The organism is Pectobacterium nicotianae (genome assembly GCF_023272715.1).
In the GTDB taxonomy this organism is placed as follows: Bacteria; Pseudomonadota; Gammaproteobacteria; order Enterobacterales; family Enterobacteriaceae; genus Pectobacterium; species Pectobacterium brasiliense.
Window position 1 is genome coordinate 3,428,587 of the sequence record NZ_CP096821.1, and the last position, 14,405, is coordinate 3,442,991.

At 50.6% G+C, this 14,405-nt stretch carries 12 protein-coding genes; 7 read left to right on the plus strand and 5 right to left on the minus strand.

The genetic code is table 11. The features are described from left to right. Positions 1 to 41: 41 nt before the first annotated feature. Positions 42 to 470 carry an EamA family transporter gene (locus MYB54_RS15350; RefSeq protein WP_010284963.1) on the plus strand — a complete coding sequence of 143 codons (429 nt, stop codon included), beginning with the start codon at positions 42 to 44 and terminating at the stop codon, positions 468 to 470. A gap of 308 nt (positions 471 to 778) precedes the next feature. On the opposite strand, the gene pgm is transcribed toward MYB54_RS15350, so the two are convergent. Further along, positions 779 to 2,422 carry a phosphoglucomutase (alpha-D-glucose-1,6-bisphosphate-dependent) gene (gene pgm, locus MYB54_RS15355; protein WP_248721018.1) on the minus strand — a complete coding sequence of 548 codons (1,644 nt, stop codon included), beginning with the start codon at positions 2,420 to 2,422 and terminating at the stop codon, positions 779 to 781. Positions 2,423 to 2,482: 60 nt separating this feature from the next. Then, positions 2,483 to 3,019: a replication initiation negative regulator SeqA gene (gene seqA, locus MYB54_RS15360; protein ID WP_014914651.1), complete on the minus strand. Its 537-nt coding sequence runs from the start codon at positions 3,017 to 3,019 to the stop codon at positions 2,483 to 2,485. A gap of 274 nt (positions 3,020 to 3,293) precedes the next feature. Here seqA and ybfF point away from each other — a divergent pair, with 274 nt between their 5' ends. Beyond that, positions 3,294 to 4,061 carry an esterase gene (ybfF, locus tag MYB54_RS15365; protein ID WP_014914650.1) on the plus strand — a complete coding sequence of 256 codons (768 nt, stop codon included), beginning with the start codon at positions 3,294 to 3,296 and terminating at the stop codon, positions 4,059 to 4,061. Between the two features lie 289 nt (positions 4,062 to 4,350). Then, entirely contained in the window at positions 4,351 to 4,632 is a 282-nt protein-coding gene (gene ybfE / locus MYB54_RS15370; protein WP_010285457.1) for a LexA regulated protein, read from the plus strand. A 118-nt stretch (positions 4,633 to 4,750) separates the two neighbouring features. Here the strand turns inward: ybfE and MYB54_RS15375 are convergent, their stop codons facing one another. After that, complete coding sequence (locus MYB54_RS15375) at positions 4,751 to 6,418, minus strand: methyl-accepting chemotaxis protein (protein ID WP_039498812.1); 1,668 nt, start codon at positions 6,416 to 6,418, stop codon at positions 4,751 to 4,753. Between the two features lie 888 nt (positions 6,419 to 7,306). Between MYB54_RS15375 and fldA the strand changes: the two genes are divergently transcribed. Both fldA and fur read left to right on the plus strand, forming a co-directional pair. After that, positions 7,307 to 7,834 carry a flavodoxin FldA gene (fldA, locus tag MYB54_RS15380; protein ID WP_010285453.1) on the plus strand — a complete coding sequence of 176 codons (528 nt, stop codon included), beginning with the start codon at positions 7,307 to 7,309 and terminating at the stop codon, positions 7,832 to 7,834. A gap of 330 nt (positions 7,835 to 8,164) precedes the next feature. Further along, complete coding sequence (gene fur / locus MYB54_RS15385; RefSeq protein WP_010285452.1) at positions 8,165 to 8,614, plus strand: ferric iron uptake transcriptional regulator; 450 nt, start codon at positions 8,165 to 8,167, stop codon at positions 8,612 to 8,614. A gap of 63 nt (positions 8,615 to 8,677) precedes the next feature. Here the strand turns inward: fur and glnS are convergent, their stop codons facing one another. Continuing rightward, positions 8,678 to 10,336 (minus strand): glutamine--tRNA ligase, encoded by a 1,659-nt coding sequence (gene glnS, locus MYB54_RS15390; RefSeq protein ID WP_014914647.1) that lies wholly within the window; start codon positions 10,334 to 10,336, stop codon positions 8,678 to 8,680. A gap of 188 nt (positions 10,337 to 10,524) precedes the next feature. Continuing rightward, positions 10,525 to 12,021, minus strand: coding sequence for an N-acetylglucosamine-specific PTS transporter subunit IIBC (nagE, locus tag MYB54_RS15395; RefSeq protein ID WP_014914646.1), 1,497 nt, complete (start codon positions 12,019 to 12,021; stop codon positions 10,525 to 10,527). A 358-nt stretch (positions 12,022 to 12,379) separates the two neighbouring features. Between nagE and nagB the strand changes: the two genes are divergently transcribed. Then, on the plus strand, positions 12,380 to 13,180 hold the full coding sequence (nagB, locus tag MYB54_RS15400; RefSeq protein ID WP_014914645.1) for a glucosamine-6-phosphate deaminase: 801 nt from the start codon (positions 12,380 to 12,382) through the stop codon (positions 13,178 to 13,180). 18 nt (positions 13,181 to 13,198) lie between these two features. Then, positions 13,199 to 14,344: an N-acetylglucosamine-6-phosphate deacetylase gene (nagA, locus tag MYB54_RS15405; RefSeq protein WP_205543887.1), complete on the plus strand. Its 1,146-nt coding sequence runs from the start codon at positions 13,199 to 13,201 to the stop codon at positions 14,342 to 14,344. Positions 14,345 to 14,405 lie beyond the last annotated feature (61 nt).

The following is a 14,405-nucleotide window of genomic DNA, read 5'->3' on the forward strand; positions in this document are numbered from 1 at the left end:
CCCGCAGTACGTGCCTGTCTTTTCTTCAGGAATACGCCGTCATGAGTAGTTGGTTAATTTACGCCTTGCTGTCTGCTGTATGCGCCGCGATGGTCGCGATATTTGGCAAGATCGGTCTGCAAAATTTGGACGCCAATACGGCGACAGCAATTCGTGCCGTCATCATGGCACTTTTTCTGGTGGGCGTGGTGGTCGCACAGGGCAAGCTGGCGCTGGTCGGTGAGATTGTCGCCAATAAGAAAGCCCTGTTGTTTATTGTGCTCAGCGGCGTTGCCGGTGCGCTGTCGTGGCTATTTTACTTTGTGGCGTTGAAGAACGGTAACGTCGCACAGGTCGCGCCGATCGATAAGCTCAGCGTGGTCTTCGCGGTCGTACTGGCAGTCATTCTGCTGGGAGAAAAAATTTCGCTGATGGCGGGAGCCGGCGTGGCGCTGATTTCCGTCGGAGCGCTACTGGTCGCGTTGGGATAAAGGCGTTCTGCGTTTTCTGTCCGTACAAGATAAAAAAAGCAGACCGTTGAACAAACCTATTTGCCGAATGAAAACGGGAGTAACGGAATAGAAGAGTAAAGCGTTTGCGCCAGGGACAAAAACGTCAGGAACGTTTTTGAACGTCGCTTGCGACGGCCCTGAAAGGGTGAATCTCAGGGATGAGATTCATATCTGCGCAACCCGAGCTTATATGGACGTACTTGCAGCGTCTTTACGATCTATCCGTTACACCCGCTCTGCGGACTTTGTCAGCAGTCTGAAAGGCGCTGCAAGCAGCGCCTTTTCACTTATTTAGCCGTTGCGAGTACCGCACTGACAATTTCTACCGCTTCTTTCTCGATTCGCTCGCGGTGTTCCGCCCCGAGGAAACTTTCACAATAGATCTTGTAGGCTTCTTCCGTACCGGAAGGACGCGCAGCAAACCAGCCGTTCTCCGTCATCACTTTCAAGCCACCAATCGATGCACCGTTACCCGGCGCAGCGGTCAGGCGTGCAGTAATCGGATCGCCCGCCAGCGTGCTGGCTGATACCTGCTCAGGTGACAGCTTAGACAGCACCGCTTTTTGCGCATGCGTCGCGGAAGCCTGAATACGGTTGTAGCTCGGCGCGCCAAAACGCTGTGCCAGCTCATCATAGTGCTGCTGCGGGTTTTTACCCGTCACGGCCGTAATTTCCGCCGCCAGCAGACACAGAATGATGCCGTCTTTGTCCGTCGACCACGGCGTGCCGTCAAAGCGCAGGAAAGACGCCCCCGCACTCTCTTCACCGCCGAAGCCAAAGCTGCCGTCATACAGGCCGTCAACGAACCATTTGAAGCCAACCGGCACTTCTACCAGCTTACGGCCCAAATCTGCCACTACGCGATCGATCATCGCACTGGATACCAACGTTTTGCCGACAGCAACAGATTGTCCCCACTGAGGACGGTGCTGGAACAGATAGTTGATCGCCACCGCCAGATAGTGGTTCGGGTTCATCAGCCCGGAAGGCGTGACAATACCGTGGCGGTCATAATCAGGATCGTTGGCAAACGCCAGATCGAATTTGTCACGCAGCGCCAGCAGCCCACCCATCGCGAATTCTGACGAGCAATCCATACGGATCACACCGTCATGATCCAGCGACATAAAGCGGAATGTCTGATCGACGGCATCGTTCACCAGTGTCAGATCCAGCTTGTAGTGCTCTGCGATACGCTGCCAGTAGGCAATACCGGAACCGCCCAGCGGGTCGACGCCCAGCTTCAGACCGGCGCGTTGGATCGCCGCCATGTCCACCACGCTAGCCAGCCCTTCGACATAGGCCTGAACCAGATCCTGTTCATGGACGTGTCCGCTATTCAATGCCTGATCCAGCGTAATGCGCTTCACGTCACGCAGTTCATCCGCCAGTAGCGCGTTCGCACGCGTCTCAATCACACTGGTAAGGTTGGTATCCGCAGGGCCACCGTTCGGCGGATTATATTTGATCCCGCCATCTTCCGGCGGGTTGTGGGACGGCGTAATCACAATGCCGTCCGCCAGCGCACCGCCCTGACGATTGTGAACCAGAATCGCGTTAGACACCGCAGGCGTTGGCGTAAAACCATTATCCAACTGAACGATCACATCCACGCCGTTGGCAGCCAGCACCTCCAGCACGGAGATAAACGCCGGCTCGGAGAGCGCGTGAGTATCTTTACCGACATAGCACGGGCCGCTGATGCCTTGCTTTTTACGCTCTTCTGCAATCGCCTGCGCAATCGCCAGAATGTGCGGTTCATTAAAGCTATGACGCCCCGCGCTACCGCGATGGCCAGACGTACCGAATTTCACCGCGTGCGCTGTGTTGCCGACTTCCGGGCGCAGCACATAATATTGTGACGTTAACTGTGCCACATTAATCAAATCGCTCTGCCGGGCAGGCTGTCCGGCCCTTGGGTGATTAGCCATTGGCGCTTCTCCCTAACGCTGTAGTTAGATAAGTGGTTGATATAGGCTATAGATAAATAATTAGATGGTTCCGCACACTTTTTCTGTCAGTTCCGCTGGGAACTGCATCGTCAGCATGATGTGCTCAACCATGCTGCGTTTACGACCGGTATTCGTGTTGGTAATCACCCAGTATGGCGTGCCCGGAATATGCTTGGGCTTGGTGTGTGTGCCATGCTGAAGCAACGTTTGCTGGTCGCCCGCGAAATAGACGCGGGTGCGGCCATGAAGAGATTCTGTCGCGGCAGCAAATTCCTGCGGCGATAAGGTATACAGCGTGGACAGAACCAGCATAAAGCGATTGATGGCTTTATTCTGTTCAGCGTATTCATCCGACAGCAGCAGCTCACGCAGGGTTCGTACCCGATCACGCGGGCTCGGTGCAGCGGCAGGCTGAGACGTCGTCGTTGCGGCAGCCGTTACCGCAGGCGTTGTGACAGGCTGCCCAGCGGTAAATTTCAGCATGCGCCGTAAAATATCTGATGCGCTCTCACCAATATGCTGTGTGTGGCTGGCAATATAACGATAAAGCTCTTCGTCGACTTCAATAGTTTTCATCTTTATCCAGTGCTGTTTTTACCCATTACCATGCAAATTACAGAGACATTTTCCTTTCTGTAACCCGACATCGATGGATAGATGACTCAAATCAAAAGGATTATACAGGCGTTCAAACATTATCGAACAGCGGCATAATGGGACAATAGCAAAAGTCAGACTATGCCCCAATGCCTTTCACATCCCTTCAAGTGGCTATACTGTTCCTTCAGCGACAACATTCATTCTAAAGTCATGATACCCTAAGCCCATGTCTCTCTGAATGAACTTCACCATGAAATTGAATCATCGCTGGCAAAATGCGCACCAGCCCACAGATAAGCTCCCTGTCGTCCTGATTCATGGCCTGTTTGGTACATTAGATAACCTTGGCGTATTGGGCCGGGATTTGCAAAACACGCATGACATTCTGCAAATCGATTTACGTAATCACGGTTTGTCGCCGCGTTCATCGCAGATGAACTACCCAGCGATGGCGCAGGATGTGCTGGCATTACTGGATGAACTGAACATCGAACGCACTATCGTTATTGGGCATTCAATGGGCGGAAAAGTCGCTATGGCGCTCAGCGCGCTCATTCCCGAACGATTGGACAAGCTGGTCGCCATTGATATCGCACCGGTGGATTATCAGGTGCGTCGCCACGACACGATCTTTGCCGCGCTGCGTGCCGTAACGGAAGCGGGCGTGACATCACGCGCAGAAGCGACAACACTCATGCGCCAGCACATAAAAGAAGACGGCGTAATTCAGTTTTTGCTGAAATCCTTCCAACAGGGAGAGTGGCGCTTTAACGTGCCAGTGCTGTGGGATGAGTACGAAAACATCGTTGGTTGGCAAGAGGTTCCGGCCTGGCAAGGGCCAATTCTGTTCATTCGCGGCGGCGATTCTCCCTATCTGGACGATTCCTACCGCGATTCGCTATTGCGTCAATTCCCAGCAGCGCGTGCGCATGTGATCAGCGGTGCTGGACACTGGGTTCATTCAGAAAAACCCGATGCGGTTTTGCGCGCTATCCACCGTTTTCTGGACACGAATTAACCAGACGACACTGACACTGGCGGATTCATGATAACGGCGGCAGTTAACCGTTGTCGCCGCCAGTGCGGCTAGGGTATGATGGCGCCCGCAGTAGAGGGACGGCTGATTCAGCCACAAGCATTGTAACCACTTCATCAAAATGCACGCATCACTCCCAACATGTTTCACAGATAGAAAACCGCCACCTGACAATCCTGTAGCAGGATGAGAATAGGCATCGGTTGTATCTTTTAAACAAGACGGGCAGCGCGGTGTATTTTGGTCCGAATACCTTGCAGTATCATTACTTATGGCAAAAGAACAAACGGATCGCACCACACTGGATCTGTTCGCAGACGAGCGTCGTCCGGGCCGCCCCAAGACCAACCCGCTCACGCGTGACGAACAACTAAGAATCAACAAGCGTAATCAACTACGTCGCGATAAAGTTCGTGGGTTGCGCCGTGTTGAATTAAAGATTAACAGCGACGCCGTCGATATCCTGAACAGCCTTGCTGAAGAGCGGAACATTAGCCGCAGTGAATTGATTGAAGAGATGCTGCTGGCGCAGTTGGCCGAACAGCAATCCTGATTGACGTAACCTGATATTTATAAATAACTTAAGTATTCACATCTTGTGCGGCGCCATTTCTGACGCCGCCTGAACATTCACCCAAGATTACACACGCTATCTCAGATTAAAACGACGCTTAGAACTTTTCCCAGTTGTCGTTACTGGGCGGTAGCGCCTTGCTTGCACGCGGGGCAATCGCCGGCGTTTTCTGCACCGGTTTTGCCGCCACTTGCAGTCCTGACTGCGTATCGGACAGTTGGAACAGCGATACAGTCTGGTTCAACAGCGCCGCCTGCTCTTCCAGCGACAAGGCTGCTGACGAGGCCTGTTCAACCAACGCGGCGTTTTGCTGCGTCACGCTGTCCATTTCTGCCACGGCCTGACCAACCTGCGCAATCCCTTTGCTTTGTTCTTCCGATGCCGACGCAATTTCGCCCATGATATCCGTCACGTTAGTCACCGCACGAACGATATCCTGCATGGTGTCACCCGCGTCGCTAACCAGATTGGAGCCGGTATCCACACAGCGAACAGACTCAGAAATCAGCCCTTCAATCTCTTTCGCTGCCTGCGCACTGCGCTGCGCCAGGCTGCGGACTTCGCCCGCCACCACGGCAAACCCGCGACCTTGTTCACCCGCACGCGCCGCTTCTACCGCCGCGTTCAACGCCAGAATGTTGGTCTGGAACGCGATGCCGTTAATCACAGTGGTGATCTCTGCGATTTTTCTCGAACTGCCGGAGATTTCCGCCATGGTTTTCACCACGTTCTCAACGATTTCACCGCCCTTCTTCGCCGTTGTCGAGGCTTGTAATGCCAGTTGGCTGGCGTGGTTGGCGTTTTCGGCGTTCTGTTTCACCGTTGCCGTCAGTTGCTCCATGCTCGCCGCAGTTTCTTCCAGCGCGGAAGCCTGCTCTTCGGTACGTGAAGACAGATCGTTGTTGCCTGCGGCAATCTCAGAAGCACCCTGATAGATGGAATCCGTGCTGTTTCTGATCGTGCTAACCGTGCTAGCCAAACTCCCCTGCATTTCACGCAGCAGTGGGAACAAGCGACCGACACAGTTATTACCAAAGTCCAGAATCGGTTTGCCCAAGTGGCCGGAAGCAATCACGCTAAAGTGATAGCGCAGATCGTTTAACGGACGAACCAGACATACCACCAGATAGCGGTCGGTCAGGAACAGCATGACCAGGCCGATAATCAACCCGCTCAGCAAAATGTTCTGTCCAATCGTGGTGATTTGTTCAAAACGAACACCTGCGGCATCAAATTTCTCTGCGCTGGCGTTACTGAATGCTGAGAGAGAGGCGCCAAACTGACGACTCAATGGTGGCACAACGTTCTTGGCCTGATTTTGGTAGTCATCCAGCGCGTTGGCAACGGCCTTTTGGTAAAGCGGTTCAACGCCCTGAGTCACCAGGTTATTCCAGTCACGGCTGACCGCCTGTACCAGCGCAGCATCCAGACCCGCATGATCGATAGCATTAAACGCCACCAAATCAGATTTCAGTTTATCCAACGCGACAAGTGCAGAAGCCTGCTCTTTATCTGCGGTAGCATTATCACCGCTGCGACGAGCATCAACTGCACGCGCCAGACGGGTTACCATTCGGAAATATTGATCGTTGCCCTGGTTGATAAAATTCATGTTCTGAACCAGCAAGGTGCTGGTTTTCGAGGTCGCCGTCATCTCTTTAAAAGAGAACATGGTATATATCGACACGCCACCCCAAAGAACACAAAAAATGCCCAGAACCCACAGCATCGCGGTTCTGATGGCAATATTTTTTATAAGTTTCATAGCTCACTCCAAATCAGGAAAATGGTTAAAAAGATTTTTATCGCTAATCAACCGATATGAATCAGAAAATTCACACCATGAAACAGGTCACTTCTCCCTAGCGTTCACATTTCACCGAGTTGAAAACTCAAAAACCACGCTAACTCATCGGCTAAATACAGAGAATATTTAGCGTTCTCGCTATATTTATTAATATAATTTTTCACACTGAGAATAAATTCACCTATTTCTATAGATATAAGTATTTTAATCAGAGAGTTGCAATCAAACGTGCCGCGCACCCGCGTCCTGCTTGTGTTGGCACGGACATACCATTAGGCAATAAGGTGATTTGAGATGAGTTTTCATTTTATTCTTTAACATCAAAAGAATAAAACCCTTTCTTTCATGATTGCATCGTTTCAGCTGCAAATGGTTATAGTTCTTATTTCCATTCATTAAGAATATTCCCGAGAAATGTTACAGATTTTCAGTCCTATAAAACATTATCTTTTGTGTGCATTTTAACTCTCAGGAATAGTAACGTACCGCTCCGTGATTTTTATTTTTCACAAACAGAAGTCTGCTTTTAATTACAATTGAAACAACCAGAGAAATAAAAAATACATCCATAAAAAATGAAACATCGTTGCAAATATATAACCGTAATTATATTAAGGAAATGTGTACTGAATCTCAGACAATAACATAAACCCTATTCATTATGAGGAATTTAGTATCACACAGAGATACGTTTCGTTTCCTTACTCACCTTCGCACGTCACACGCTCTTGATTTACGCATCCTTACCGATACGAGTTTCTCCCGATGTGAGTGTCTGTTATTATTAACAGATAAGTGGGTGAAACATTACACCATACCATTAGGAATCAAGAGGTTATTTAATTCATGGCACTCATCGGAATATTCTTTGGCAGTGATACCGGCAACACTGAAAACATCGCCAAAACGATTCAACAGCAGTTAGGCACCAACGTCGCTGATGTTCATGACATCGCCAAAAGCAGCAAAGAAGACCTCGAAGGTTTCGATATTCTGCTGCTGGGTATTCCAACCTGGTATTACGGTGAAGCTCAGTGCGATTGGGATGACTTCTTCCCGTCGCTGGAAGAAGTGGATTTCACAGGAAAATTGGTTGCCCTGTTTGGCTGCGGCGATCAGGAAGATTATGCAGAATACTTCTGTGATGCCATGGGCACCATCCGTGACATTATTGAGCCTCGCGGCGCGACAATTGTCGGCCACTGGCCAACAGAGGGCTATTACTTTGAAGCCTCTAAAGGGCTCGCCGACGACAATCACTTCATCGGCCTGGCTATCGATGAAGACCGTCAGCCTGAACTGACCAGCGAACGCGTAACAACGTGGGTGAAACAGATCAGCGATGAGCTGAACCTGAAAGAACTGGTTGGCTAAGCCATTTCGGCTCTGATAATCCCTATCAGAGCCGAAAACAGCATTGATAGGTAAAACCTTTCATAATAATTGATACATTTTTTTAACTTCTATCAGTAAACCTGTACAATAATCCCATCGGCTTTGTATGTGCATCATCATTTCCTCATTCATCAACAACGAATTGCGTTGTATACCAATAGTGTGAATGGGGACAATATTGTTAACATTCCCTTGTTTTCATTTTGTATGCGCGGTTCTATAATTGAGACGCTTTTGCATTTTTTGAGCCGACCGATGTCATAGGCTAGGCAGCCTCCATTGATAAGTAAGCAACAGGATTAAACCCGCATGACTGACAACAATACCGCATTAAAGAAGGCCGGCCTGAAAGTCACTCTTCCAAGACTGAAAATACTGGAAGTGTTACAGGACCCTGTCTGCCATCACGTCAGTGCGGAAGATTTATATAAGAAACTGATTGATATGGGCGAAGAGATTGGTCTCGCTACCGTCTATCGCGTACTCAACCAGTTTGATGATGCGGGTATCGTAACCCGTCATAACTTCGAAGGTGGCAAATCCGTCTTTGAATTGACGCAGCAGCATCATCACGATCACTTAATTTGCCTCGACTGTGGCAAAGTCATTGAATTCCGCGATGAATATATCGAAGCACGTCAACGTGAGATCGCAGAAAGACACGGCATTAAACTGTCCAACCACAGTCTGTATCTTTATGGGCATTGCAGTGAAGGGGATTGCCGAGAGGATGAAACCCTGCACGATTCCACACGATAAATCGACCGCATAAAAAAATAAAACCGCCGAGGCGGTTTTATTTTTGTCTTCTAACTGGTGGCCTTAGCCTACCCAGGTATCACGTAGCCCAACCGTACGGTTAAACACCAGATGTTCTGCACTGGAGTAAACGCGGTCAGCACAGAAATAGCCTTCACGCTCAAACTGATACGCTTTCTCAGCTTCTGCCTGCGCCAGGCTTGCTTCCACAAAACCTTGCGTAGTTTTCAGTGAATCTGGATTAATCGTCGACAGGAAGTCTTCCGCCGCGCCAGGGTTTGCCACACTGAACAGGCGATCGTACAAGCGGAATTCAGCTGGTACCGCGTGAGCCGCAGAAACCCAGTGGATAACGCCTTTCACTTTACGACCATCAGCCGGATCTTTGCTCAGCGTTTCCGCATCATAGCTACAGTAAATCGTGGTGATAGTACCCTGCTCGTCTTTTTCAATGCGCTCTGCTTTGATCACATAAGCGTTACGCAGACGCACTTCTTTACCCAGCACCAGACGCTTGTACTGCTTGTTGGCTTCTTCACGGAAGTCAGCACGATCGATGTAAACATCGCGACTGAATGCGACCTGACGTGAACCCATTTCTGGCTTGTTCGGATGGTTTGGCATCGCGACAAACTCTTCGTGCTCGGCTGACAGATTCTCGATCACGACTTTGACCGGATCCAGCACCGCCATGGCACGCGGCGCGTTCTCATTCAGGTCGTCGCGGATACAGGACTCAAGCGCGGCCATTTCCACGTTGTTATCCTGTTTCGTTACGCCGATGCGCACACAGAATTCACGGATAGAGGCTGCGCTATAACCACGACGACGCAGACCAGAGATGGTCGGCATACGCGGATCGTCCCATCCTTCAACGACGTTTTCCACCACCAGTTGATTCAGCTTACGCTTGGACATAATCGCGTATTCGAGATTGAGGCGGGAGAACTCGTACTGACGTGGATGGCAAGGAATGGTGATGTTATCCAGCACCCAGTCATACAGACGGCGGTTGTCCTGGAATTCCAGCGTACACAGCGAATGCGTGATCCCTTCCAGCGCATCGGAAATGCAGTGGGTGAAGTCATACATCGGGTAGATGCACCACTTGTTGCCCGTCTGGTGGTGATCGGCAAATTTAATGCGATACAACACCGGATCGCGCATCACGATAAAGGACGATGCCATATCGATTTTTGCACGCAGGCAGGCTGTACCTTCCGCAAACCCACCGTTACGCATTTTTTCAAACAGAGTCAGGTTTTCCTGCACGGTGCGATCGCGGTAAGGGCTGTTTTTGCCCGGTGCCGTCAGCGTACCGCGGTATTCGCGAATCTGCTCAGGCGTCAGTTCATCAACGTAAGCCAGCCCTTTACCGATCAGCTCAACCGCATAAGCGTGCAGTTGATCGAAATAATCAGAAGAATAGCGAACGTCGCCGCTCCATGAAAAACCCAGCCACTCAACGTCACGTTTGATCGACTCAACGTATTCGATGTCTTCTTTTACCGGATTGGTATCGTCAAAACGCAGGTTGCATTGCCCCTGATAGTCACGCGCGATACCAAAATTCAGGCAAATAGACTTTGCATGCCCAATATGCAGATAGCCGTTCGGCTCTGGCGGGAAACGCGTCTGAATATGGTCATGCTTACCGGACGCCAGATCTTCATCAATAATCTGACGGATAAAGTTGGTTGGGCGGGCTTCAGCCTCACTCATTCTTCATTCCTCAATGCTAAAACGACGTATAACCGACAATGATCCAACAAGCTACGCTGGGAAACAACCGTTAGTTTCATTTAATTATTCATAACGAAAAAAAAGGGCGAGATTGCTATCTCGCCCTATCCATTTCATCGGTATAACACCGCGTTAAACGATCAACATCGTCGTATTACACCTTGTCATTATATCTTGTCATACTCTGCTTTCAGCGCGGTCGCTATCGATTCAGCCTGCGTACCCACCACAATCTGTACGCTCTGCTTATTCAGACGAATAACGCCCGCCGCGCCAAGACGTTTTGCCTGTGCATCATCAACCAGAGAGGAATCAGCCACGTTCAAACGCAGACGTGTGATACAGGCATCAATGCCCGTCAGATTGGCTTTTCCGCCAAGTGCCTGCAAATAGCCCCGCGCCAGCGTCGCCGTATCGCTTGATTTCTCACCTGCAGACGCCGTGCTCACGTCATAGCCATCGGCTTCGCTACCGCTCACAGCCAGCTCACGTCCTGGCGTTAACAGATTGAAGCGAGTGATGGTAAAGCGGAACACCACATAGTAAATGACGAAGAATACCAGCCCCTGAGCAAGCAGCATGTACCACTGGGTGGCCAGCGGGTTACGTGAGGACAGCACCATATCGACCAGACCCGCACTGAAACCAAAACCGGCAATCCAATGCATGCTGGCTGCGATAAAGACAGAAAAACCGGTCAGCAACGCATGCAGGAAATACAGCACCGGCGCAACAAACATGAAGGAGAATTCCAGCGGCTCAGTGATCCCAGTAAAGAAGGAAGCAAATGCCGCCGCCAGCATAATCCCGGCCACTTTGCTTTTGTTTTCAGGGCGTGCGCAGTGATAAATCGCCAGCGCGGCACCCGGCAAACCAAACATCATAATCGGGAAGAAGCCTGCCTGATAACGTCCAGTGATCCCCACGACGGCTTTACCAGAATCGATAGACTGTTGGCCGGCCAGGAAGTTAGGAATATCGTTGATACCCGCGACATCAAACCAGAACACGGAATTCAGTGCATGGTGCAATCCAACAGGAATCAACAAGCGGTTAAAGAAGGCATAAACCCCAGCGCCGACCGACCCCATCCGTTGAATGTGTTCACCGAACGACACCAGCGCATTGTAAATCACCGGCCAGACGTACATTAAAATGAACGCCACCAGAATCATCAGGAAAGAAACCAGAATCGGAACCAAACGGCGTCCGCTGAAGAAAGACAGTGCTTTAGGCAATTCAACCTGACTGAAGCGGTTATACAGTTCAGCGGACATGACACCGACCAGAATCCCGATGAACTGGTTTTCAATCTTGCCAAATGCGGCGGGTACCTGTTCAACAGGGATCCGTTGGATCATGGCAACAACGGCCGGTGAACACAGCGTGGTCAGTACCAGATAACCGACAAAACCGGTCAATGCCGCCGCACCATCTTTATCTTTCGACATACCGTACGCGACACCGACAGCAAACAGCACGGCCATATGCCCGATAATCGCCTCACCCGATTTGATGAGGAGAGCCGCCAACGCGTTCTCGCTTCCCCAGCCAACCGGATCAATCCAGTAACCTATCCCCATCAGGATAGCGGCAGCAGGCAGCGTCGCGACAGGCACCATCAATGCCCGACCGACTTTTTGTAAATAGCTCAGAGTACTCACTTTTCCCTCTCTTACCTTTGCGAGGTAATGAAATGTTGTGGGGCAAACAAACCTGCCAATAAATTTCACTGCCGAAGAACGTCGCTGTCGAAAACGTCATTGTCGAGAAAACGTGGCAGCGGTGGTTCTTAGGGGGAGTGTAAGAAAAATAATTCGCTACACAAATTAAACCCCGTAATTATGTGATAAAAATCACCAAAAAACTGCATACAAAAAGTTTATACCTGAATAAAACCCCAACTTATTTCAAGATTAAAAAAAACGGAGTAGACTAATTTTAATGCATAGACAAAACGCGCAACTGGCGCGATTTGCGCAATAACGTATTTAATTCCACTAAAAAATCAGGAGAGCGCCGATGAGACTCATTCCTTTAACCACCGCCGCCGACGTCGGAAAATGGGCCGCCCGCCACATCGTTGAGAAAATTAACGCTTTCAAGCCCAGCGCAGAGCGCCCTTTTATTCTGGGATTGCCGACGGGCAGTTCACCGCTGGAGGCCTACAAATCGCTGGTCGCCATGCACAAAGCCGATCTCGTGAGCTTCAAACACGTTGTCACCTTCAATATGGATGAATATGTCGGTCTGCCGACCGACCATCCAGAAAGCTATCATACCTTCATGCATCAGAATTTCTTCAATCACGTTGATATTCCGCGTGAAAACATTAACCTGTTGAACGGCAACGCAGAAGACACCACAGCAGAATGTCGCCGCTATGAAGAGAAAATAAAGTCCTACGGGAAAATTCATCTTTTCATGGGCGGCGTGGGCAATGATGGACATATCGCCTTCAATGAACCCGCCTCCTCTCTGGCCTCCCGCACCCGCATCAAAACGTTGACAGAAGAAACCCGTATCGCTAATTCCCGTTTCTTCGGCGGGGACGTCAGTCTGGTGCCTAAATTTGCCCTGACCGTGGGCGTCGGTACGTTGCTGGATGCCGAAGAAGTGATGATTCTGGTGACCGGTCGTAACAAGGCGCAGGCGCTACAGGCTGCAGTAGAAGGCAACGTTAACCATATGTGGACCATCAGCTGTCTGCAGCTTCACGCCAAAGCCATCATGGTTTGTGACGAGCCTTCAACAATGGAGCTGAAGGTAAAAACTGTTAAATATTTCCGTGAGTTAGAAACGGAAAGCATGAAAAATCTCTAACCGATGCGGGAGTCGATGATGTACGCATTAACCCATAGCCGGATCTTCACCGGCCATCAGATTCTGGATAATCACGCCGTCGTGATTGCTGATGGGCTGATCGAACGAGTCTGCCCACTTGCCGAGCTTCCTGCCGGCATTGAACAACACGACCTGAGCGGTGCGTTCCTCGCCCCGGGTTTTATCGATCTCCAGTTGAACGGCTGCGGCGGCGTGCAGTTCAACGACTCGCTGGACACGATCTCCGTCAAGACGCTGGAGATCATGCAGCAGGCGAACGAGCGTTCAGGTTGTACCAGTTTTTTACCTACGCTGATTACCTCCAGCGATGCATTTATGAAGCACAGCATCGATGTGATGAGAGACTGGCTGGCGCAGAATAAGCATCAGGCGCTAGGGCTGCATCTCGAAGGTCCGTGGCTGAATGTACTCAAGAAAGGCACACATGACCCTGCCTTTATTCGCAAACCAACGCAGGAACTCGTCGACTTCCTGTGCGCCAACGCGGATGCCATTACGAAAATCACGCTGGCACCGGAAGAAGTCGAACCGTCGGTTATCCGCCAGCTAACAGCGGCGGGCATTATCGTCTCTGCCGGGCATTCCAACGCCACCTGGGAACAGGCGAAGCGGGGTTTTGCCGCTGGTATTCGTTTCGCTACCCACCTGTTCAACGCCATGCCGTATCTGACAGGCCGCGAACCCGGATTGGTCGGCGCGATTTACGACGCCCCGGAAGTCTATTGCGGTATTATCGCGGATGGACGACACGTTGACTGGGCCAATATTCGCAACAGTAAACGTATCAAGGGCGATAAATTGGTGCTGGTGACCGACGCCACGGCACCGGCCGGCGCGGATATTGACCAGTTCATTTTTGCTGGTAAAACCATATACTACCGTGATGGTATTTGTGTCGATGAACACGGCACCCTGAGCGGTTCGGCACTGACGATGATCGACGCCGTACGTAATAGCGTCGAACACGCGGGCATCGCGCTGGATGAGGCGATTCGGATGGCAACGCTCTACCCTGCGCGCGCCATCGGCGTGGATAAGCAGTTAGGCAGTATTGAAAGCGGTAAAGTGGCCAACCTGACCGTCTTTGACCGTGACTATCACATTCTCAAGACGTTTGTTAACGGTAATCCTGTTTGGGGATAAAACGAGAAACGCCTTGGGGTAAAGCGGAAATACGTTGAGGTAAACTGAGATAAGGTTTACC

Excerpts from the sequence above, each read along its gene's own strand:
- MYB54_RS15350 (WP_010284963.1), top strand. The coding sequence starts at position 42 with ATGAGTAGTTGGTTAATTTACGCCTTGCTGTCTGCTGTATGCGCCGCG.
- pgm (WP_248721018.1), bottom strand. The coding sequence starts at position 2,422 with ATGGCTAATCACCCAAGGGCCGGACAGCCTGCCCGGCAGAGCGATTTG.
- seqA (WP_014914651.1), bottom strand. The coding sequence starts at position 3,019 with ATGAAAACTATTGAAGTCGACGAAGAGCTTTATCGTTATATTGCCAGC.
- ybfF (WP_014914650.1), top strand. The coding sequence starts at position 3,294 with ATGAAATTGAATCATCGCTGGCAAAATGCGCACCAGCCCACAGATAAG.
- ybfE (WP_010285457.1), top strand. The coding sequence starts at position 4,351 with ATGGCAAAAGAACAAACGGATCGCACCACACTGGATCTGTTCGCAGAC.
- MYB54_RS15375 (WP_039498812.1), bottom strand. The coding sequence starts at position 6,418 with ATGAAACTTATAAAAAATATTGCCATCAGAACCGCGATGCTGTGGGTT.
- fldA (WP_010285453.1), top strand. The coding sequence starts at position 7,307 with ATGGCACTCATCGGAATATTCTTTGGCAGTGATACCGGCAACACTGAA.
- fur (WP_010285452.1), top strand. The coding sequence starts at position 8,165 with ATGACTGACAACAATACCGCATTAAAGAAGGCCGGCCTGAAAGTCACT.
- glnS (WP_014914647.1), bottom strand. The coding sequence starts at position 10,336 with ATGAGTGAGGCTGAAGCCCGCCCAACCAACTTTATCCGTCAGATTATT.
- nagB (WP_014914645.1), top strand. The coding sequence starts at position 12,380 with ATGAGACTCATTCCTTTAACCACCGCCGCCGACGTCGGAAAATGGGCC.
- nagA (WP_205543887.1), top strand. The coding sequence starts at position 13,199 with ATGTACGCATTAACCCATAGCCGGATCTTCACCGGCCATCAGATTCTG.